22 protein-coding genes are annotated in these 19,345 nt (G+C 59.4%); 8 read left to right on the top strand and 14 right to left on the bottom strand.

Annotated elements, in window-relative coordinates; translation table 11 throughout:
* Positions 1-19: 19 nt before the first annotated feature.
* The 7 genes from M0412_RS00820 to M0412_RS00790 form a co-directional block, all read right to left on the bottom strand.
* Complete coding sequence (locus M0412_RS00820) at positions 20-730, bottom strand: polysaccharide deacetylase family protein (protein ID WP_269701821.1); 711 nt, start codon at positions 728-730, stop codon at positions 20-22.
* Between the two features lie 148 nt (positions 731-878).
* On the bottom strand, positions 879-1,997 hold the full coding sequence (locus tag M0412_RS00815; RefSeq protein ID WP_142840523.1) for a branched-chain amino acid ABC transporter substrate-binding protein: 1,119 nt from the start codon (positions 1,995-1,997) through the stop codon (positions 879-881).
* Between the two features lie 117 nt (positions 1,998-2,114).
* Positions 2,115-2,468 (bottom strand): DUF6867 family protein, encoded by a 354-nt coding sequence (locus M0412_RS00810; RefSeq protein WP_142840524.1) that lies wholly within the window; start codon positions 2,466-2,468, stop codon positions 2,115-2,117.
* A gap of 169 nt (positions 2,469-2,637) precedes the next feature.
* Positions 2,638-3,366: an ABC transporter ATP-binding protein gene (locus M0412_RS00805; RefSeq protein WP_046797799.1), complete on the bottom strand. Its 729-nt coding sequence runs from the start codon at positions 3,364-3,366 to the stop codon at positions 2,638-2,640.
* On the bottom strand, positions 3,366-4,256 hold the full coding sequence (locus M0412_RS00800; protein ID WP_142840526.1) for an ABC transporter ATP-binding protein: 891 nt from the start codon (positions 4,254-4,256) through the stop codon (positions 3,366-3,368). The genes M0412_RS00805 and M0412_RS00800 overlap by 1 nt, the downstream gene beginning before the upstream one ends.
* Positions 4,256-5,653 (bottom strand): high-affinity branched-chain amino acid ABC transporter permease LivM, encoded by a 1,398-nt coding sequence (livM, locus tag M0412_RS00795; RefSeq protein ID WP_269701803.1) that lies wholly within the window; start codon positions 5,651-5,653, stop codon positions 4,256-4,258. Before livM ends, M0412_RS00800 begins: the two co-directional genes overlap by 1 nt.
* A gap of 4 nt (positions 5,654-5,657) precedes the next feature.
* Positions 5,658-6,560, bottom strand: a complete 903-nt coding sequence (locus M0412_RS00790; RefSeq protein ID WP_269701801.1) for a branched-chain amino acid ABC transporter permease — start codon at positions 6,558-6,560, stop codon at positions 5,658-5,660.
* A gap of 333 nt (positions 6,561-6,893) precedes the next feature.
* On the opposite strand from M0412_RS00790, the gene cysQ reads away from it, so the two are divergent.
* The 4 genes from cysQ (at position 6,894) to M0412_RS00770 (ending at position 10,043) form a co-directional block, all read left to right on the top strand.
* On the top strand, positions 6,894-7,682 hold the full coding sequence (gene cysQ / locus M0412_RS00785; RefSeq protein WP_269701799.1) for a 3'(2'),5'-bisphosphate nucleotidase CysQ: 789 nt from the start codon (positions 6,894-6,896) through the stop codon (positions 7,680-7,682).
* A gap of 349 nt (positions 7,683-8,031) precedes the next feature.
* Positions 8,032-9,072 carry a DUF2793 domain-containing protein gene (locus M0412_RS00780; protein WP_283159136.1) on the top strand — a complete coding sequence of 347 codons (1,041 nt, stop codon included), beginning with the start codon at positions 8,032-8,034 and terminating at the stop codon, positions 9,070-9,072.
* A 191-nt stretch (positions 9,073-9,263) separates the two neighbouring features.
* On the top strand, positions 9,264-9,539 hold the full coding sequence (locus M0412_RS00775) for a DUF1153 domain-containing protein (protein ID WP_004430042.1): 276 nt from the start codon (positions 9,264-9,266) through the stop codon (positions 9,537-9,539).
* Positions 9,540-9,761: 222 nt separating this feature from the next.
* The gene (locus tag M0412_RS00770; protein WP_142840531.1) at positions 9,762-10,043 is read left to right on the top strand and encodes a GNAT family N-acetyltransferase; all 282 of its coding nucleotides are present in this window, start codon (positions 9,762-9,764) and stop codon (positions 10,041-10,043) included.
* Between the two features lie 230 nt (positions 10,044-10,273).
* Here the strand turns inward: M0412_RS00770 and M0412_RS00765 are convergent, their stop codons facing one another.
* On the bottom strand, positions 10,274-10,477 hold the full coding sequence (locus tag M0412_RS00765) for a DUF1059 domain-containing protein (RefSeq protein WP_142840532.1): 204 nt from the start codon (positions 10,475-10,477) through the stop codon (positions 10,274-10,276).
* A 285-nt stretch (positions 10,478-10,762) separates the two neighbouring features.
* Positions 10,763-11,113, bottom strand: a complete 351-nt coding sequence (locus tag M0412_RS00760; protein WP_003491821.1) for a flagellar export protein FliJ — start codon at positions 11,111-11,113, stop codon at positions 10,763-10,765.
* 479 nt (positions 11,114-11,592) lie between these two features.
* Here M0412_RS00760 and ctrA point away from each other — a divergent pair, with 479 nt between their 5' ends.
* Together ctrA and M0412_RS00750 are read left to right on the top strand one after the other, a co-directional pair.
* Positions 11,593-12,297, top strand: a complete 705-nt coding sequence (ctrA, locus tag M0412_RS00755; protein WP_003491823.1) for a response regulator transcription factor CtrA — start codon at positions 11,593-11,595, stop codon at positions 12,295-12,297.
* Between the two features lie 139 nt (positions 12,298-12,436).
* Entirely contained in the window at positions 12,437-12,952 is a 516-nt protein-coding gene (locus M0412_RS00750) for a GNAT family N-acetyltransferase (protein WP_269703501.1), read from the top strand.
* Between the two features lie 71 nt (positions 12,953-13,023).
* Here M0412_RS00750 and M0412_RS00745 read toward each other — a convergent pair whose 3' ends face one another.
* From M0412_RS00745 to chpT, 3 genes are all read right to left on the bottom strand, one after another.
* On the bottom strand, positions 13,024-14,070 hold the full coding sequence (locus M0412_RS00745) for an alpha/beta fold hydrolase (RefSeq protein ID WP_269703499.1): 1,047 nt from the start codon (positions 14,068-14,070) through the stop codon (positions 13,024-13,026).
* Between the two features lie 119 nt (positions 14,071-14,189).
* Positions 14,190-14,717: a GNAT family N-acetyltransferase gene (locus tag M0412_RS00740; RefSeq protein WP_269703497.1), complete on the bottom strand. Its 528-nt coding sequence runs from the start codon at positions 14,715-14,717 to the stop codon at positions 14,190-14,192.
* A gap of 84 nt (positions 14,718-14,801) precedes the next feature.
* The gene (chpT, locus tag M0412_RS00735; RefSeq protein ID WP_142840536.1) at positions 14,802-15,449 is read right to left on the bottom strand and encodes a histidine phosphotransferase ChpT; all 648 of its coding nucleotides are present in this window, start codon (positions 15,447-15,449) and stop codon (positions 14,802-14,804) included.
* A 251-nt stretch (positions 15,450-15,700) separates the two neighbouring features.
* Here chpT and M0412_RS00730 point away from each other — a divergent pair, with 251 nt between their 5' ends.
* Positions 15,701-16,297, top strand: a complete 597-nt coding sequence (locus tag M0412_RS00730; RefSeq protein ID WP_052818233.1) for a DUF1134 domain-containing protein — start codon at positions 15,701-15,703, stop codon at positions 16,295-16,297.
* Positions 16,298-16,609: 312 nt separating this feature from the next.
* Entirely contained in the window at positions 16,610-17,845 is a 1,236-nt protein-coding gene (locus M0412_RS00725; RefSeq protein WP_269703491.1) for a hypothetical protein, read from the top strand.
* Between the two features lie 256 nt (positions 17,846-18,101).
* On the opposite strand, the gene M0412_RS00720 is transcribed toward M0412_RS00725, so the two are convergent.
* Together M0412_RS00720 and M0412_RS00715 are read right to left on the bottom strand one after the other, a co-directional pair.
* A complete protein-coding gene (locus M0412_RS00720) occupies positions 18,102-18,962 on the bottom strand; it encodes an RNA methyltransferase (RefSeq protein ID WP_269703489.1) in 861 nt (286 codons plus the stop codon).
* Positions 18,952-19,344 carry a hypothetical protein gene (locus M0412_RS00715; RefSeq protein ID WP_046801500.1) on the bottom strand — a complete coding sequence of 131 codons (393 nt, stop codon included), beginning with the start codon at positions 19,342-19,344 and terminating at the stop codon, positions 18,952-18,954. Before M0412_RS00715 ends, M0412_RS00720 begins: the two co-directional genes overlap by 11 nt.
* Position 19,345 lies beyond the last annotated feature (1 nt).

The raw sequence follows: 19,345 nt of genomic DNA, 5'->3' as shown, positions 1-19,345 counted from the left end.
GCACGCAGCAACACTGGCCTCAGCGACTGTCCAGCAATTGCGAAACGGTGACGAACTCAAACCCGCGTTGACGCAGACCGTCGATGATCAGGGGCAGGGCCTGCCGGGATATTTCGCGGCTTCGGTACATGACATGCATGATGATGATCGAGCCATTTTGTGTTTGCTCGATCACATGTTTTGCAAAGGCAGCCGTGTCTCCGGCGACATCAGGAAACGATTCCGGCTCGACATCCCACATGATGGTTGTCCGCTCATGCCGGGAAAGATACCAGGGCAAAGTCAGCAGCTTCTTGCCATAGGGCGGGCGGAACATGATCTCGCCTTCATAACCCGCCGCCCGAATCGCCGTATCGGTGCGCTCGATTTCCTCACTTATGCGCGCCGTCCCCATCAGCGTCATGTTGGAATGCGTAAAGCTGTGGTTGCCGACCTGATGTCCTTCGTCGACGATCATACGCGCCTGCGGCAGGTTTTCTTCGGTCTCCCTGCCCGTCAGGAAAAACGTCGCCTTCACTCCGCGTTGCCTGAGGACCGCCAGAACACCCTGCGTGAAGCCCGCCGAAGGTCCGTCATCGAATGTCAGCGCCACCAAGGGCTTTGCTGTTTCGACCCGCGCGATGATTGTTCCGAATGATTGCATCGTCCGCGCTTTGCTGAAGAGGTGCAGGCCGAAGAGCACCGCCGCCAGCGCAGCCAGACCAAGGAACAGAAACAAGACCCGCTTCATCGTCGTTGCTGCCCCTCATCGCAGTTTCGCGAGATGTTTGTTTCGCGCCTTGTTGTCTCCAGTGTGGCGGGCCATGGCGATAAGACATCGTCGCAAACAAAAAAGCCCGGCATCGCTGCCGGGCTTCGATCGTGTATCGCAGAAAGGCTTAGCTGCCCTGCTGGACGTAGGTGAACTTGCCGTCCGCGCCCTTCTTCCACTCGTACATGACGTAGCCCGGAAGCTTCGGGTCGCCCTTCTCGTCGAAGGAGATGTCACCGAGTGCAGTCGGGAAGGTGCCCGACTTCAGGGCTTCGGCAACCTTTTCCGGCTCAACGGAACCGGCGGCCTTTGCCGCGCCTGCGATCGACTGCAGGGCTGCATAGGAGTAGAGCGTGTAGGCTTCCGGGTTGAAGCCGGCGGCCTTGAACTTCTCGACCAGTTCCTTGTTTTCCGGGCGCAGCGTCGGATCGGGGCCGAAGGTGTTGAGCGTGCCTTCGACGGCGTCACCGGCGATGGAAGCCAGTTCGTTCGAGACGATGCCGTCACCCGAGATCAGCTTTGCCTTCAGGCCCTGATCGGCCGCCTGACGGATGATCAGACCGGCTTCGGTGTGCAGGCCACCCCAATAGATGACCGAAACGCCAGCTTCCTTCATTTTCGAAATCAGCGCCGAGAAATCCTTGTCGCCGACATTGACGCCTTCATACATGACTTCCGTCAGGCCGGCGGCATTGGCTGCCTTCTTGGTTTCATCGGCAAGGCCCTGACCATAGGGGGTCTTGTCGTGAATGACGGCGATCTTGGCGTCCTTGAAGTGGTCGGCCAGATACTTGCCGGCAATGCCACCCTGCTGGTCGTCACGACCGCAGGTGCGGAAGGTGTTCCACAGGCCACGCTCGGTAAAGACCGGGTTGGTTGCGGCCGGCGTCACTTCGAGAATGCCGTTTTCGGCATAAACTTCGGAAGCCGGAATGGAAACGCCGGAGTTGAAGTGACCGATGACGAATTTCACGCCGTCGGCAACGAATTTATTGGCAACCGAAATACCCTGCTTCGGGTCGGATACGTCGTCACCCAGCACGATCTTGATCTGCTCGCCATTGATGCCGCCGGCGGCATTGATGTCTTTCGCAGCCTGTTCGGCACCCTTCTGGATCTGAGCGCCAAAAGCAGCGTTCGGGCCGGTCAGCGGTGCGCCGACAGCGATCACGACATCGGCCCAGGCCGAACCGCCGAAGGCGACCATGGCGGTCAGCGCGACAGCGGAAAGAAGAGACTTCTTCATTACTTTACTCCCAGTTCCTTGGATGGGTTGATTGCAAGGACCTGTTCGGTACCCACCTTAACCGAACAGAAACCGTTCCACTCTGACGAGCATTGTGCAGCCGGAAAAATCCGCCTGTCAATCTTTCTTCTTGTAGGAAAATGCCGACGTGCGATCGTAAAGCCAATAGTAGTTATTGACCATCTGGCTTGTCCGGCGCATGCGGAAACCGATGCTGGAAAAGACCAGAAGAAGAACGACGTCAAACACGTAATAAAAGCCGTTGATGAACGGCCCGTTGAAGAGCGCGTGATGCAGGAAGCGCATCACCAGCCCCAATGCCAGCGTATAGATTACCACACGCGTATAATCGCCCCAGCCATCGGCCACGGATTTGCCCGTGCGCCATGCCGTCCAGAAACCCAGAAGAACAACCAGTGCGCGCAGAACATAACGCACGCCGCTATCCGTCTCGAAAAAAAGGCCCTGCATCTCTTTCCCCATCAGCGCCGGGCGAAAATGCCCAGGCCCTGCCTTGTCTGTCGTCCCGCCGTTTGCCGGTGGGCATTTTATTGTTTGCGTCCCGCCCTGATCCCGAAGAATTCGGCTGAACACCGTGTGCAGTTTTGCGCCGCAAAATTTGCGGCGCAAGTAAAATCTTTCAGTGCCGTCCGCCTTCCAGATAAGCGGCGCGCACCTGCGGATCAGCCAGCAGTTCCTTGCCCGAACCGCTCATCGTCACCTTGCCGTTGACCATCACGTAAGCGCGGTCAGAAAGCTTCAGCGCGGCAAAGGCATTCTGCTCCACCAGGAAGACGGTCAGCCCTTCCTCCTGGTTGAGTTTCTTGATCGCCTCGAAGATGCCCTTGACGATCAGCGGCGCGAGACCCAGCGACGGTTCGTCGAGCAGCAAGAGCTTCGGCCGTGCCATCAGCGCGCGGCCGATGGAGAGCATCTGCTGCTCGCCGCCGGAAAGCGTGCCGCCGCGCTGGCTCTGGCGTTCCTTCAGGCGCGGGAACATCACGAAGATCTTCTCGACGTCTTCCTTGAAATATTTCAGGTTGTCGAGATTGGCGCCCATCTGCAGGTTTTCCAGCACCGTCATGCGCGGGAAAATCCGCCGGCCTTCGGGCGACTGGGCAATGCGCTTGCGGGCGATCAGGTGCGTCGGCAGCTGGGTAATGTCCTCGCCGTCGAAGATCACCTGACCGGCACGGGCCTGCGGGCTGCCGCAGATTGTCATCATCAACGTCGACTTGCCGGCGCCATTGGCGCCGATCAGGCTGACGATTTCACCCTTGTTGACTTCGACATCGACACCGGCGAGCGCGCGGATATTGCCATAATAGGTTTCGACACCCTGGACTTTCAGAAGCGGTTCACCGGACATCAGGCCGCTCCTCCGTCGAGTTCTTCCGCAATCACGTCTTCCACTTCATCATCCTCGACACCCAGATAGGCGGCGATGACCTTCGGGTCGTTCTTCACATGGTCCGGCGTGCCGTCGGAAATCTTCTGGCCATATTCCAGAACCACCACATGGTCGGAAATCTGCATCACCACGGACATGTCATGCTCGATGAGGAGCAGCGACGTGCCTTCATCGCGGATGCCGCGCAGCAGCGTGTTGAGCGCCAGCGATTCCTTCGGGTTGAGACCGGCGGCCGGCTCATCGAGGCACAGAAGTTCCGGCCCCGTGCACATGGCACGGGCGATTTCCAGACGACGCTGCGCGCCATAGGGCAGATCACCGGCGGGGTCGTCGGCGCGGTCGGTCAGATCGGCCTTGTCCAGCCAGTACTTGGCTTTTTCGATCGAGCTCGCGACCGCCTTTTTATAGGCTGGCAGGCCAAGAAGACCGAGAATGGTGTAACCCGAGGCCTTCATCAGCGCATTGTGCTGCGCTACCAGCAGGTTTTCCAGAACCGTCAGGCCCGAAAACAGCCGGATATTCTGGAAGGTGCGCGCCACCTTGGCCTTCTTGGTGATTTCGAAATCCGGCAGGCGCTCCAGCAGATGCGCCTCGCCACTTTGCTGGCGCATGGTGATCATGCCCATCGTCGGCTTGTAGAAGCCGGTGATGCAGTTGAAAACCGTGGTCTTTCCAGCGCCGTTGGGGCCGATCAGCGCGGTGATCTCACCGCGCTTTGCTTCGAAGGAGAAGTCGTTGATGGCCATCAGGCCGCCGAACTTCATCGACAGATGTTCGACCTTGAGGATCGTGTCGCCAGTCGTATTGCCAGTCGCATTGGATGTCATGTTCATCGTTCCGGAAGCCATCAACCGTGACCTTCCTTGGTAAAGCTGCCGGACACGGCCTTGCGCTCCTTGAGGAAGGCCGTGGGTTCACGCGAGCCGACGAAGCCGCGCGGCTTGAACAGCATGACGATGACCATGGCGAGGCCGAACAGCAGCATACGATAGAGTTCCGGCGTGAAATCAGGCCCGAAGATGTGCTTCAGGAATTCCATTTCGCGCAGAAGCTCCGTGCCGCCGACCATGACGAGGGCGGCAATGGCAATACCGGTCAGCGAGCCCATGCCGCCAAGCACGACGATGGCGAGGATGACGGCGGATTCGAGGAAGACGAAGCTTTCCGGCGACACGAAACCCTGACGCGCGGCGAAGAACGAACCGGCGAAACCACCGAACATCGCGCCCGTCGCAAAGGCGGTGAGCTTGGTGATGACGGTATCGATGCCGAGCGAACGGCAGGCGATTTCGTCCTCACGCAACGCTTCCCAGGCACGGCCGATCGGCATACGGCGCAGCTTGATCGTGACGTAGGCCGTCAGCATGCACAGAAGCAGGATCACGTAGAACAGGAAGATCTTGTAATAGGCCGAGGACATCGACAGGCCAAACGCCTTGGCGAAGTTGTTCGGCGCACCGACATCGAAGGACCAGATACCGAAGACGGAAGCCTTGGCGATGCCGGAAATGCCGAAGGTGCCCCTGGTCACATCCGTCCAGTTCAGGAGCACGAGACGGATGATTTCACCAAAGGCGAGCGTGACGATCGCCAGATAGTCACCGCGAAGTCTCAGAACCGGGAAACCGAGGATGATGCCCCAGAAGCCGGCAAGAATGCCGGCAAGCGGCAGAAGCACCCAGAAGGACAGGCCGAACTGGCTGGACAGCAGCGCATAGGAATAAGCGCCGACCGCGTAGAAGGCCACGTAACCGAGATCGAGCAGGCCGGCGAGCCCAACGACGATGTTGAGGCCCCAGGCCAGCATCACATAGATGAGGATCTGGATGCCGAAATTGTCGACGAATTTCAACGAACCCTGAAAACCGAACAATTGCACTGTTATAACAGGGTAAAGCAGCAGCAGAACCAGCGCCAGCTTGAGGAAGTGCTTGTGGAAAAAGCCCTTGTTCTCGGAGATTTCCAGAATGCCGGTTTTTGCCTTGGCAAGCCTGCGCCGGTCCAGCGATGGCTTGATGAAGCCGACCACAAGGAAACGGCCAACGGCGGCCACAGCGACGAAGATCGCCAGAAGCCCCCAGCGGGTGCCCCAGATCAGCTGGTTGTTGATGTCCTGATAGGTGACGATGCCGACATAAAGAATGAACATGCCGAACGAGATGACACCCGCAATCAGGCCCTCCTTCACAGCCGTCGCCATGATGCTCGGGCTGGAAGCGGCATTTTCGGAAGCGATGTTGGTCATGGGTTCACACCTTCTCGACTTCCGGACGACCGAGAATGCCGGTCGGCTTGAAGATCAGCACGAAAGCCAGAATGCCGAAAGCCGCGACATCCTTGTAGGCAATGGAGAAATAGGCCGACCACAGCGATTCGATGAGGCCGATCAGGAGGCCGCCGAGAACAGCGCCCGGAAGCGAGCCGATGCCGCCGAGGACGGCCGCGGTGAACGCCTTGACGCCGGGAATGAAGCCGTCACTGAAGGAGGCAACACCGTAATACATCAGATACATGGTGCCCGCGACCGCAGCCAGCGCCGCACCCATGATGAAGGTGATGGAAATCGTCTTGTCGACATCAACACCGAGGAGAGCCGCCATCTTGCGATCCTGTTCGGTGGCGCGCTGCGCCCGGCCGAGCGGAGTCTTGTTGACGATATACCAGAAGGCGAAAAGCAGAACCGAGGTGACCACCATGATGATCAGCTGCTTCAGCGACACGGTAATGGCGCCGAAATGATAGCTTTCCGTCACCATTGACGGGATCGGCTTGTTGCGCGGCCCCTGGGTGACCTGGATGAAGTTGGACAGCGCGATCGACATGCCGATGGCGGTGATCAGCGGTGCGAGACGGAATGAGCCGCGCAGAGGCCGGTAGGCGACGCGCTCTATCACCCAGTTCCACAGGCCGGTCATCAGCATAGCGACGATCATCATCAGAAGTAGAAGAAGCGCCACCGGAATGCCGGCGAAAAACGATGTTGCAATCAAAAAAACGATCAGCGCGGCAAAGCCGCCAAGCATGAAAATGTCGCCATGGGCGAAGTTGATCATGCCGATAATGCCATAAACCATCGTATAACCGATAGCGATGAGGCCATAGATCGATCCAAGAGTCAGCCCGTTGATGAGCTGCTGGATAAAATACTCCATGTCTTTCCCCCGGGTATGGCCTCAAATGGGCCACGCCTCGTTATGTTAATTATTGGGGGAACCCCTGCGAGTATCCCCACTCCCAAAATGCATATCGTGTTCGTTAAAAATGTGAAGTCAAAAACGGGCGATCCTGCACAAAATTTGGAATTTCCACATGGACTGCCCTTTTCCCGGTCAAAAGAGCCATGATTTTGGCAGGAAGTGCTGAAAAAATGATGCCGGAATGCTTATTTTAGTCTTGTCTACTGCCATTATTTGACGGGCGACGGGCAAAGGAGTAGCGACATTGAGGATCGAAAGATCCCGGCACGGGATGGCAACGGCAAAGAGATGATCGACATATTGACGAAAGCGGCGCTGGACGCCGGGCAGGCAATCATGGCGGTCCATCGCGCCGGCCCGCACGTGTCTTACAAGGATGACTGCTCGCCGGTGACCGAGGCCGATCAACGCGCCGAAACGATCATTCTTGCGGCACTGGCCGCGCATTTTCCCGACATTCCCGTGATCGCCGAAGAGGCTGTCTCAAACGGCATCCTGCCGGAGACCGGTACGGAGTTCTTCCTGGTCGATCCGCTTGACGGAACCAAGGAATTTATCTCCGGCAAGGACGACTTCACCGTCAACATCGCGCTTATCCGCAACGGCGCTCCGGTTGCCGGCGTGGTTTATGCCCCCTGCCGCGGGCAGGCATGGACGGGTGAAGGCAACAAGGCGGAAAAGCTCGCCATTTCCGGCGAGGGAGGGATCCTGTCGCGCCACCCCATCCGTGCACGCCAGCGCGGCGCAGCACCCGTGGCGCTGATCAGCCGCTCGCATTGCACGGCGAAGACGGAAGCCTTCGTGGCCGAACACGGGCTGAAAGACTGCATTTCCGTCGGCTCCTCGCTGAAATTCTGCCTGCTGGCCGAAGGTGCCGCCGATATCTACCCCCGCTTCAGCCGCACCATGATGTGGGACACAGCCGCCGGCGACGCCGTGCTGCGCGCTGCCGGCGGACGAACGCTCGATTGCGAAGGCCGGCTGCTCGCCTATGTGGTGAGGGGCGATGGCGAGGATGCGCTGGCCAATCCGGATTTTATTGCTGAAGGCGCGATGGCGGTGGAGATCGCGGGGTAAAGGGGCGCGGCTGCCTTCGTTGGTCCAACGGGCTTTGCGGCTTCGGTGTATGCGGCTTCACCCCCCTCTGCCCTGCCGGGCATCTCCCCCACAAGGAGGGAGATCGGCAAGAAGCGCTACTGCCGCTTTATTCTCAAATGTCGAGATGGCCGAAGCCTCGCCTCGAGTCGATCTCCCCCCTTGAGGGGGAGATGCCCGGCAGGGCAGAGGGGGGTGAAGCCGCATACTCCGAGCCCGAAAAACATCCCCACCAACACCAACAAAAAATAATCCCATCCCCACGCATCCCCACCCCGCCCAACCGCATCAAACTCTCTCGCAAACGATACCCGAGCGCGAAAGAGACACCATGACGGACCAGACGGCGAGACTTCACCTTCCCTATATCCTGCCCTCACAGGCACAGAAGCACGTCACCCACAACGAAGCCCTGCAAAGGCTGGATGCGGTCGTGCAGCTCACCATCAAGGCCACGGTCCCCACACCGCCCGAAAATGCGGCGGAAGGAGACTGCTTCCTCCTCTCCGCGGATGCCACGGGCGACTGGGTCGGCAAAGGCGGAAGGCTCGCCTTCCGGCAGGATGGCGCGTGGCTGTCGATCACACCGCAGCCCGGCTGGACGGCCTGGTTTGCCAGTGAGGACAAACACCGCATCCTGCGCGACGGCGTCTGGCGCGACATGCCGCTACCCGCCGCCGGCCGGATGGAAAGGCTGGGCATCGGCACGGAGGCCGACACGGCCAACCGTCTGGCGCTCGCCTCCCCCGCCAGCCTCTTCACCCATACGCCGGAAGACGGCAGCCATCGGCTGACGGTCAACAAGGCGGGCAAGGCCGATACCGCCTCGCTGCTGTTCCAGTCCGGCTGGAGCGGCCGGGCGGAAATGGGGCTTGCCGGTCATGACGGGTTTTCAATCAAGACCAGCGCGGACGGAACCTCCTGGCACACGGCACTCCTGTGCAGCGGCGACGGCCGGGTCTCGATGCCCAATCGTCCGCTCGTCGTCGCCGGCCTGCCGGCGGGCACAACCAAGCCCGCCAACGGCTCTGCGGCGGGCTTCTCCCTGCTGTTCATCGCCGAGGGCGGCTTTGCGCTTGGCGATGCCGTCAATGGCGGCGGGCGTGAACTCGTCGTTCCGGCAAAAGGCATCTATCTCGCGGTATTGGCGCTTGCCGTCGCGTCTTCCTCCGGCCACCGGGTAACGCTGTTCGTGAACGGTGCGGCGACCAGCTTCAGCATCGCCGGCAACGCCTCCGCCACCGGCACCCAGCAGTCGGCCACATCCATCGTTCCGCTCAATGCCGGCGACCGATTGCGGCTGCAGCATGAGGGAGCGGCGGAATTTGCCCAGGGCAGCGGGAAAACGTGCCTTTCGCTTGCGGCGCTTTGATGGAAACAACCGGCGAGTGAGAAAAATTGCGATTTTTGGAAAAATTTTTTCCCGGCAAAATAAGGCGACTCGAACAAATCAGGCGAAACCGTTCAAATTCTTAATAAATTGTCACGACCTGCTTAGGCAATTTTTAAAGGTACGGGGCTAAAGTTCCCGTCATATGGTCTTGAGTTTGTATAGAGTGTCCAATGACCGAAATGATACGCCCACGAGTTAAATATGTCATCGGCCCCGATGGCAGCCCTCTGACGATCGCGGATCTTCCGCCTGCCAATACCCGACGCTGGGTCATTCGCAGAAAGGCGGAGGTGGTTGCAGCGGTACGCGGAGGACTGTTGAGCCTCGAGGAAGCCTGCGAGCGTTATACGCTCACCGTTGAAGAATTCCTGTCCTGGCAGTCCTCGATCTCCGATCATGGCCTTGCCGGCCTGCGCACCACGCGCATTCAGCAATATCGCCACTGATATTGCGCTGGCGCGGTAACGCGCCCAGACCGAATTATCAAAATGCTCCGTCGGACTTTCGACGGAGCATTTGGTTTGATTTCGGATTTCCCCGCACAGCATGCCAGTCTTACGGTAAAATGATTGTCGCCGGTTTGTGTCCGCTGCGTTCGCTTTCCCGCTGTTTCAATTCAGGCGCAAGCCGTTACAGTGGCCAATACGAACAGCAAGGAGGCGCACATCATGGATATCAAGACAACCGAAACCGGATCGCACGGCGAATATTCGGCAACCGTCGATGGCCACAAGGCCGAGATGACCTATTCGCGCACCTCCCCCACCCTTATCATCATCGATCATACCGGCGTGCCCGATGCGCTGCGCGGCCAAGGCGTCGGCCAGGCGCTCGCAGCCCACGCAATTGATGAGGCCCGCAAGGGCGGCTGGAAAATCATTCCGCTCTGCCCGTTTTTCAAGGCCCAGGCGCTGCGCCATAAAGAATGGGCGGATGTTATCCAGGGGTAAGCCTGCAGAATAATCACAAGCGTCGCCGTGCATTTCTTCTCCCCACCGGGGAGAAGGTGGCCCGAAGGGTCGGATGAGGGGGCAACGCTAGCGATAAACTGAGAGCTTGCCCCCTCATCCCGCTGCCGCGGACTTCTCCCCGGCGGGGAGAAGAAACACGCGGCCTACACCCGATCCTTCACAGCCATTCCAAATATTGCGTCATTCATAAATACGCGTCGGGCTTCCCGTCAGGCCACCTTCAGCGGCGGCGTTCCCGCATGCATGCTGTGGCGGACCTCCTCGCGGAATTCAGGCGTATCCTTGGCCCCATGCACCGCCACGGCATGGTGCACCGCTGCCTCCATCAACTCCTCCGGAGAATCGGCGGAGATGGCGATCGTGCATTTGCTGTCACTGGGGAATTCGCGGCAATCAATATATTGGCGGGCCATTTTTCCCTCCCTGCCATAGCCGTCCGCACCCGCTTGAGGCGCGCACGCAAAGCCTCCGGCTCACGGTCGGAACCCCTTTAAATTACGCCTTTCCCCATACCCGGACAATAAAAATCCGGCGACGCCGTCCCGCGGAAAGACACGGGGTATCCCGCCAAAACAAAAGGCCGCCCTAAAAGAGCGGCCTTTTAAAAAAATGCAGGTCGTCCCGTCATTGAAAGCCGCCTCCTGATCCACCGGCAGCCGTCAATGAGGACGATCATTCGTCCGATTATACGCCTGATGTCAGGCGCGGGCGCGGATTGCTCCGTCGCGGTTTTCGAGGGCAGCGGCCTTTTCATATTCGGCCTGCACTTCTTCCAGCGAAGCTTCGGCGGCTTCCTGCTGGGCCTTCAGTTCCCGGATCGAGACCTGAAGATTATCCGCCCGCTGGCGCGCGGCCTTGGCAAAGGTCGGATAGGCAAAATGTGTCGGATCGGTAATGCCCGACTTGCTCTCTTCCAGCGAGATCTGATGCACCAGTTCCTTTGCCATCCGCTCGAATTCGGACATCATCTGCTGCAGCTGGTTAAGCTGCCGGCGTTTTTCATTGACCTGAAATTCCTTCAGGCGAACCAGGCTGTCACGCGACTTCATACGCAATACTCCATGGATAGCGAGACCCGGATCAAAAAGGCACTATGCCACTCTGATCGGCCCGTTTAACCCGCCCGTCACTCCGCAAAGGTTAACTCCTGTGCCGGAATGATTCTTAAAAGTTACCCGACGTTAATAAAAAACCACCGTCGTTAACCTTTCGTTTACGGGCATCGTTAATGATAAACACGATCATTTAAGGGTCGGTAAATGCCAGGTCCAAAAAATGGGCCAGACGATGTGAGAGTCGATTGAATCACTTAGCGGGAAATCCTCACGTTAAGCTTCAATTTTGGCGATGGTGGATTCACGTGCAAAAACAGAGAAATGCCTTCTTTGCTTAATAAATTCGATACACCTTGCCAAAGGCAATTAGAATTTGTTAACCATTTGGTGGCAGCCTGCAAATCAGGCAACGTCTGGATCCGCATCGCGCGAGGCAATGTTTTACCGGTTCGCGGGCGGCAAAGGGGATAATTATGCGGGTTCTACTGATTGAAGACGACAGCGCGACAGCGCAGAGCATTGAACTGATGCTCAAGTCGGAAAGCTTTAACGTCTACACGACCGACCTCGGCGAGGAAGGCGTGGACCTTGGTAAGCTCTACGATTACGACATTATTCTTCTCGACCTCAACCTGCCTGACATGTCGGGTTATGAAGTGTTGAGAACCTTGCGCCTTTCCAAGGTCAAGACGCCGATCCTCATCCTCTCCGGCATGGCCGGCATCGAGGACAAGGTGCGCGGCCTCGGCTTCGGCGCCGACGATTACATGACAAAGCCGTTCCACAAGGACGAGCTTGTTGCCCGCATTCACGCCATCGTCCGCCGTTCCAAGGGCCATGCGCAGTCGGTCATTTCCACCGGCGAGCTGATCGTCAATCTCGATGCCAAGACGGTTGAAGTGGGTGGCCAGCGCGTTCACCTGACCGGCAAGGAATATCAGATGCTCGAGCTGCTTTCGCTGCGCAAGGGCACGACGCTGACCAAGGAAATGTTCCTGAACCACCTTTATGGCGGCATGGACGAGCCGGAACTGAAGATCATCGACGTCTTCATCTGCAAGCTGCGCAAGAAGCTGGCAAATGCCGCAGGCGGCGCAAACTACATCGAAACCGTCTGGGGCCGCGGCTATGTTCTGCGCGAGCCTGACGGCGCCACGGAATTCCTCGAAACCGCCTGATCTCCTATAAGAACAGGACAGTTTTAAAAGACCCGCTGGCGACAGCGGGTTTTTTGTTGTGCGTCACAGCCGAAACATGCCCGCTTCATTCAGACGCAACAGAAAGCGCATATTGGCACTCCCAAAAAGGACCAATGCCATGAACCACCCTATCCCGACCCTTAAAACCCAACGCCTGACATTGCGCCCGCAGACCATGGCGGATTTCCCCGCTTATCTGGCCTTCATGGCGTCACCACGCTCCCTCGGCGTCGGCGGTCCCTACGACCTCTGGAAAACTTGGGGCGTTTTTTGTCACGATCTGGCCAATTGGCACTTCTTCGGCCACGGCGCGCTGATGATCGAGCTTGATGAAACGGGGGAATGCATCGGCCAGGTCGGCATCAATCACGGCCCGCTATTTCCCGAAAAGGAACTGGGCTGGCTGCTTTATGATGGGCACGAGGGCAAAGGCTATGCCGCCGAAGCCGCCATAAAGCTGCGCGGCTGGGCCTTCGAAACCCTGAGGTTGCCGACACTGGTGAGCTACGTATCGCCGCAAAACAGCAAATCCGCAGCCCTCGCCAAACGAATCGGTGGTTCTCCCGACCCATCCGCGCCGCGCAGCGACCCGGAAGATCTCGTTTTTCGATATTACCCGCTCAACGCCGCTTGAAGGATCGGAACGCTGCGCAGAGCCGAAAGGTTTCCGCGAGGCGTCCCCCAACCATCGGGCGGACAGCCCTCCTAATGCAGTTTCTCTTTGAGAAAGCCGCCGATTGTTTCCGCGATTTGTGCGTGGATTTCAACCCGGCCCCTGCCCCCGCCATCCCGGCAGACGAAACCTTCGCCCGGTGACATCTCTTCGACGATTTTTTCGCCATTGGGCTTGCACAGCTGCATGAAGCTGAAGTGACTGGCGTCCGGTATCTCCCGATAGACCGTCGTGGTTTCTGGCAGATGCCGGGCGATATAATCGGAATCGGCCCTGATCGCGGCGATCTGTGGCGTTTCCACACCGGCAGCCAGAACCAGAACCGGCACATCCACTCCCTCAAGCGTTTCCGGCAGAAACCCGGCGGCCGGGCCGAGATCGAGCGCAATGGCCGCGCGGATGCGGATATCCCGCAAATCCATCGAAAGGCGCGGATCGGCCTTGCCACCGCCGACGATGCCGACCTTGGCCAGCAGCCGCGGCGCCTTGCATTGCGGTGGCGCTTTCCCCGCATTGCAATCTTTCAAGGCAAGGTCGGCGCTATAGCGGCCTCCCACCAGCTCCATCGCGGTCCAGCCGCCAAGCGAATGGCCGATGACGGCGATTCGCGTCCTGTCGATCTCGCCGGCCAGCCGATCATCATCAAGAACTGCCGTCAGCGTTCTGCCGATATCGCGCGGTCGCTCCCATAGAGGGATGACCTCGGCTGCATTTTCTTCAGTAAATGATTCGCCCTGATGATCCGGCGCGGCCACGACATAACCGTCCTGCGCAAGTTCTCCGGCAAGCCAGTTCAGATTGCGCCAGCTTCCGCCAAACCCGTGCGAGAGCAGAACGAGAGGGCGGGAACCGGACGGAAAGGAAGCGCCCGGTTGAACCTGAAGGCCGTAAAAAGCGGCGTTTTCACCCATCACCTCCGTTTTTTCCGATGGAATGGCCGGATACCATAATGAGACATTGAGCGCTCTTGCACCGGCATCGTCAGACAATTTGATCTGCCTGAAACCGATAGTGCTTTCCGCCATCGCGGCGGGAGCAAGGGAGAAGATGACAATTGTCGCCAGAAGGAAATTGCGCATGAGATGCTCCAGGAGTTGATATGCACCAACCCCTTGGCTCAAACCGCCGCTGCCCGAGACCTCAAACGGGTTTCAGGACGGACTGAAACACGATCAAGGCAGCGCCTTCACGCAATCGTCTAAACCTCAGTCACACGTTCGAAAAGCCGGATCGGGGATTTGCGGAACGTCGTTTCGCGGAATGGCCGAAAGCCGAATCGGGCAGCGATTGCCAATGAAGGGCTGTTCAGCGGATCGATCATGCAGACGGTCCGTTGCGAAATTCCGCTGCCGTCGAACCAGCCGGTCACGGCTTCCACGGCCTCGGTCGCGACACCCTTGCCGTTCAGTGCGGCATCGATCTTCCACATTGCCTCGGGAACCGTGTCGAAATCAGCGCCATGTCCGCGGCGCATATGGGCAAAGCCCACTTCGCCGACGATGCGTCCCGTGGCGCGCTCTTCCACCACAAAGGGACCAAACCCATAAACGGACCAATGGCCGATGAAGCGCAAAAGGCGCGCAAAGGCGAGTTCCGCATCCAGCGGCGCAATCGAGGTGAGCCCCTCGATCGGTGGAACATCCGCCTGCCAGAAAGCGCGGTAAAGCGCTTCATCCCCGATGGCCTGTGGCCGAAGGATGAGACGGGCTGTTGTCAGACGAACCATGAACGTGCTCCCCAAAACGAAAAAAGGCCGGCGCGTCGGCAGACGCAGTCCCGGCCCTTTCGCAAAATCACGTCCGCAAAGCGGTCACTCGGCGATCGTCTTTGCGGTAAAGACGATGCGATCTTCATGCACCTTGTATTCCACCGCCATATTGGCCTCTTCCGCCAGAAGCAGCGTGTAATAGGGCTGCACGGAATGGGCGTCAACCGCCTCTTCCAGCCGTCCTTCGTAAATCTCCACGAACTTGGCGGGAACGCGCATCATCCGACCCTTGACGGTGATTTCGAACTTGGCGTCGCCGTCGGGGCTTTCCAGCAGCACATCCACATTGCCGCCGCGCGGGATTGCGCCATAAGCGACAAGGAAGAGGTTGAGCAGAAGTTTGACACGATTTTTCGGAACGATGGCGCGCGGACCGTTCCAGCTGACTTCAGCCTTCTTTTCAGCCGCGGCGAAATCCTGCGCGGCCTTTTCGGCCTCGCCGGTATCGATGGAAGCACCGGCGGAACCGGAGGCGCCGAAAGCGAGCCGGGCGAACTTCAGCCGCACGGATGCGTTAAGGGCTGACGTGCGGATGAGATCGAGCGCATCGTCATCCGTGCCGCCCTCGTCCAGCAATTCGAGGCCGTTATTGATGGCGCCGACAGGAGAAATCACATCATGGCACACGCGACTGCACAGAAGAGCCGCCAGATCGGGACCGGACAGCGTGATATTGAGTTTGCTCGTCATAAAATTCTCTCCTGCGCAAGGGAGGCGCGGACGGTGTGGAAATTGTTAAGCCATAATGACACCATATTTGGTAAACCGATTGTTAATAGGATGGTTTCAAAATGCCAAATGCCTTAACAGGCCACATTGGAGCCCCGTGTATCCGTTAGGACGCACGACAGATGCTGTAGAACTTTGACTCTACGCATCGGCCCTTGCGAAAATCGATTCGGTTTTTCGGGCTGATGCGTTAACGAAACAGACGGACGGACATGACGATGCGCCTTACGAAAACCCGCACCATTGCACGCCTCGGACTGGGAAAGATTTTCGCGCTCCTTGCGAGCCTCTTGATGTGGGTCGCACCGGCCTTTGCCCAGACCAGCGATCAATATTCCATCCAGGAAGTCGTGGATGCAGGCCACGGATTCTTCGGTGAAACCACCGGCGGCCTTGCCAAGGTGGTGGAGCGCGCCTTCCAGCAATACGGACTTCCGAACGGTTACATTCTGGGCCAGGAAGGCTCCGGCGCCTTCGTTGCCGGCCTCACCTATGGCGAAGGCACGCTTTATACCAAGAATGCCGGCCAGCACCCGGTTTTCTGGCAGGGCCCGTCGCTCGGGCTGGATTATGGCGGTCAGGGCACCCGCGCAATGATGCTGGTCTATAATCTTCCCTCCGTCGATGCGCTTTACCGCCGTTATGGCGGCGTCAGCGGTTCCGCCTTCATCGTTGCCGGCGTCGGCATGACCTATCTGAAGAGCAGCGATGTGACGCTTGCCCCCATCCGCACCGGCATCGGTGCGCGCCTCGGCATCAATGTCGGTTACCTGAAGCTCACCCAGCAGCCGACCTGGAACCCCTTCTGATTCGCTGAAGTCGAGGTGCAGCGGAGCCAACGGTGGCATAGGACGGGAGATTGCGGCGGGTTTTTTCTCCCCGCCGGGGAGAAGGTGGCCCGAAGGGTCGAATGAGGGGGCTAGCTCTCCTTATATCTTGACCATTACCCCCTCATCCCGCTGCCGCGGACTTCTCCTCCTCGGGAAGAAGAAACAAGCGGCGCCGACACCGCCTGTGCAATTGCCGGGAGACCCCTCCCCACGGTTGCAATAATAGCGTAACGTGCTTTCGCGCTCCTCTTTCCGAATGCGCGCGTATCTGAGTTTCGGAGACTGTCCCGCGTGATCGAATATGCCATTCTTTTCGGATTGGGTTTTCTCACCGCAACCCTGCTGGCCCTGTTGATTGCACCCGCGATCCACCGCCGCATCGTCGCCTATACGGAAAACCGCCTGCGCGCGACGATGCCCATCAGCCCGCAGGAAGTCCGTGCCCAGAAGGATATGGCGCGTGCGCTTTACGCCGCCGAAAATGCCAAGGTCCGCCAGGAACTGGATACCGAGCGGGAAAAAAACACCTCGCTGCGCCTCGCCAACGAGGCCGCTTCCAGCGATGCCTATAGGCTGGGCGAACAGAACCGCAGCTTTTCGCTAAAAATCGAGGAGTTGACGCTGGAGATCGGCGAATTGCGCGCCGCCCTCGATACCAGCGAGGAACGTGCCGGTGCGATTGCCGCGAGCCTCACGCAACAGGAACAGGCCGCCAACGAGCGCGCCGCCCAGATGTCTGATCTCACCGCCCGTCTCACCAATCTGACACGCGAACTGGACGATTCGAAAATCACCGCCGCCACCCGCGATCTGGAGGCCGAGCAGGCAAAACAGAGCGCCACGCGCTTCCGCAAGGAAGGCGAGACCGCCACCCGCGAATTGCAGGATGTGGCGGCCCGCAACAAGGAAGCCATGACGGCGGTTGCGCGCGAAAGCCGCAAGGTCACCCGACTGGAAGACCAGATCGCTGCCGTGATGGCGAAAAATGCCGATCTCGATACGATGCTGACGCTGCGCAATCAGGAAGTCGCCCGCCTCAAGGAACAGCTTGCGGCAACCGGCGGCCGCAGCAACGACATGATCATTCGCCTGCCGAACCCCGCCGTGCCGGCCGAGACACCGGCGAGCCAGCTGCAACCGGCAACCCCTGCCCCAGCCGCTGCGCCCGAAACCGCACCCGTCGCCGCGGAGGAGGTGGCACAGGCGGTGGCCACAGAGGAGGCCACAATCCCCCCCGCGGCTGAGCCGACGACACCCTTGCCGGAAGGTCTGGAGCAGGAAATCGAAGATATCCGCAATCAGGGCACGGCGCTCACCGAACGCCTGCTGAATGTGCGCGGCACCGGCAATGACGAACCGATCCGCCGCGAAATCGCGAGGATCGCCGCAAGGATGATTGCACTGACGGCGGCGCAGGAGGGTGAGAAATCACCTATTCCGGGGCTGCTGGCCAAGGCTTCCGCTGCGTCTGCGCGGGAGAGCCTTGCGACGCGGGCGGGGGCGTTGATGGGGAAGCGGGAAGGGTGAGGGCAGAGTTTGCCGCTTCACCCCCCTCTGCCCTGCCGGGCATCTCCCCCACAAGGAGGGAGATCGGCAAGACGGACTACAGCCACTTCATTCTTAAATGTCGAGATCGCCGAATTCACAAACGTTGAGATGGTCGAAACCTCGCCGCGTATCGATCTCCCTCCTTGTGGGGGAGATGCCCGGCAGGGCAGAGGGGGGTGAAGCGGCATACACAGAGTTAACTGTAAGCCTCCCGGCACATATTGATGCCGCCCGATCACACCCGCCCCATAACCCCCGCCATCTGATAAAGCGCCAGCCCCGAAGCCGTGCCAGCATTCAAGCTATCCAGCTGCGGCGATTGCGCAATCCGCGCCGTATGAAACCGCGACAGCACCGATTGCGGCAACCCCTCGCCCTCCGTGCCGATCACCAGCGCCATGCGCTCGGAGCGGGGAATGTTGCGGATTTCGGTCTCGCCGTTTGGCGAAAGGCTCCAGATCGCAAAACCGGCCTCGGACAGCCGCTCCAGCATCGCCACCGCGCCGCCGCTGCGATGATAGGGCACCGACAGTACCGAACCCACGGAGACCCTGAGCGCCTTGCGATAGAGCGGATCGCAGCACGTCTCGTCCAGCAGCACCGCATCGGCATAAAACGCCGCCGCGTTGCGGAACATCGCGCCGAGATTATCGTGATTGGAAATGCCGCAGCCCACCAGCACCAGCGAGGCGGCCGGAAGTGCTGCCGTCATGTCCTCCAGCCCATCACGCTCCACCCGGCGGCCGAGCGCCAGAATGCCGCGATGCAGGTGGAAACCGACGATACCGTCAAGCACCGGCGCTTCGGCCACATAGACGGGAACATCATCAGGGAAATCGGCAAGAATATCGGCAACGCCGGCAAGCCGGTTTTTGAGGATGAGAATGCTCTCCGCCGCAAAGGCGCCGCCCGCTTTGTGGGCGGCGGCCAGCATGCGCAGCACTACCGTGCCTTCGGCGATGAAGCGCCCCTGACGTCCGGTCAGGTCGCGCTCGCGAATATCGCGAAAGGCGGCGATGCGTGGATCGGCCGGGTCTTCGACCGGGATCAGCGCCCGCCCATCCAGCAGCACACCCTCGTTGCCCTCACTGGGCATCAACAGTCACATCGGCCAGAAAACGGCCGGCCGCGACGTTGAAGACCAGCGCCTTGCGGGTGCCATTGGCAAGCCGACCGTAAAACAGCATGTCGCCGCCGGAATAGCTGACATTGTCGATCACAAAGCCCTGCGGCAGGCTGGCGGTGACGGCCAGCGGGCCGTTACCGGTGGGAACGGCAAGATTTGGCGCAGCGCTCTGCGTCTGAACGGTTTTCGACGGCCCCATCGCCTTGTAGACAACCGCACCGAAGACGGCCATAAGGCTGATAAACATCACGGAGCCCGACACGATCTGCAAACGGATCATCTTGCGGCGAACTTTTTCCACGGCCGGATCAAGCGGCTTGTCTTCCTGTTCGTCTGGCTCGATCTGCGTCATC

Origin of the sequence: Agrobacterium sp. O3.4 (genome assembly GCF_041414895.1) — a bacterium.
Classification (GTDB): Bacteria; Pseudomonadota; Alphaproteobacteria; order Rhizobiales; family Rhizobiaceae; genus Agrobacterium; species Agrobacterium cucumeris.
The sequence above is the reverse complement of the archived record's forward strand: the minus strand, read 5'-3'. Positions and strand labels throughout refer to the sequence as shown.

Coding starts and splice junctions, on each gene's coding strand:
- M0412_RS00770 (WP_142840531.1), top strand. CDS start 9,762: ATGGATATCAAGACAACCGAAACCGGATCGCACGGCGAATATTCGGCA.
- M0412_RS00800 (WP_142840526.1), bottom strand. CDS start 4,256: ATGGCTTCCGGAACGATGAACATGACATCCAATGCGACTGGCAATACG.
- M0412_RS00820 (WP_269701821.1), bottom strand. CDS start 730: ATGAAGCGGGTCTTGTTTCTGTTCCTTGGTCTGGCTGCGCTGGCGGCG.
- M0412_RS00745 (WP_269703499.1), bottom strand. CDS start 14,070: ATGCGCAATTTCCTTCTGGCGACAATTGTCATCTTCTCCCTTGCTCCC.
- M0412_RS00765 (WP_142840532.1), bottom strand. CDS start 10,477: ATGGCCCGCCAATATATTGATTGCCGCGAATTCCCCAGTGACAGCAAA.
- livM (WP_269701803.1), bottom strand. CDS start 5,653: ATGACCAACATCGCTTCCGAAAATGCCGCTTCCAGCCCGAGCATCATG.
- chpT (WP_142840536.1), bottom strand. CDS start 15,449: ATGACGAGCAAACTCAATATCACGCTGTCCGGTCCCGATCTGGCGGCT.
- M0412_RS00715 (WP_046801500.1), bottom strand. CDS start 19,344: ATGACGCAGATCGAGCCAGACGAACAGGAAGACAAGCCGCTTGATCCG.
- ctrA (WP_003491823.1), top strand. CDS start 11,593: ATGCGGGTTCTACTGATTGAAGACGACAGCGCGACAGCGCAGAGCATT.
- M0412_RS00815 (WP_142840523.1), bottom strand. CDS start 1,997: ATGAAGAAGTCTCTTCTTTCCGCTGTCGCGCTGACCGCCATGGTCGCC.
- M0412_RS00730 (WP_052818233.1), top strand. CDS start 15,701: ATGACGATGCGCCTTACGAAAACCCGCACCATTGCACGCCTCGGACTG.
- M0412_RS00775 (WP_004430042.1), top strand. CDS start 9,264: ATGACCGAAATGATACGCCCACGAGTTAAATATGTCATCGGCCCCGAT.
- M0412_RS00740 (WP_269703497.1), bottom strand. CDS start 14,717: ATGGTTCGTCTGACAACAGCCCGTCTCATCCTTCGGCCACAGGCCATC.
- M0412_RS00810 (WP_142840524.1), bottom strand. CDS start 2,468: ATGCAGGGCCTTTTTTTCGAGACGGATAGCGGCGTGCGTTATGTTCTG.
- M0412_RS00760 (WP_003491821.1), bottom strand. CDS start 11,113: ATGAAGTCGCGTGACAGCCTGGTTCGCCTGAAGGAATTTCAGGTCAAT.
- M0412_RS00805 (WP_046797799.1), bottom strand. CDS start 3,366: ATGTCCGGTGAACCGCTTCTGAAAGTCCAGGGTGTCGAAACCTATTAT.
- M0412_RS00750 (WP_269703501.1), top strand. CDS start 12,437: ATGAACCACCCTATCCCGACCCTTAAAACCCAACGCCTGACATTGCGC.
- cysQ (WP_269701799.1), top strand. CDS start 6,894: ATGATCGACATATTGACGAAAGCGGCGCTGGACGCCGGGCAGGCAATC.
- M0412_RS00790 (WP_269701801.1), bottom strand. CDS start 6,560: ATGGAGTATTTTATCCAGCAGCTCATCAACGGGCTGACTCTTGGATCG.
- M0412_RS00780 (WP_283159136.1), top strand. CDS start 8,032: ATGACGGACCAGACGGCGAGACTTCACCTTCCCTATATCCTGCCCTCA.
- M0412_RS00720 (WP_269703489.1), bottom strand. CDS start 18,962: ATGCCCAGTGAGGGCAACGAGGGTGTGCTGCTGGATGGGCGGGCGCTG.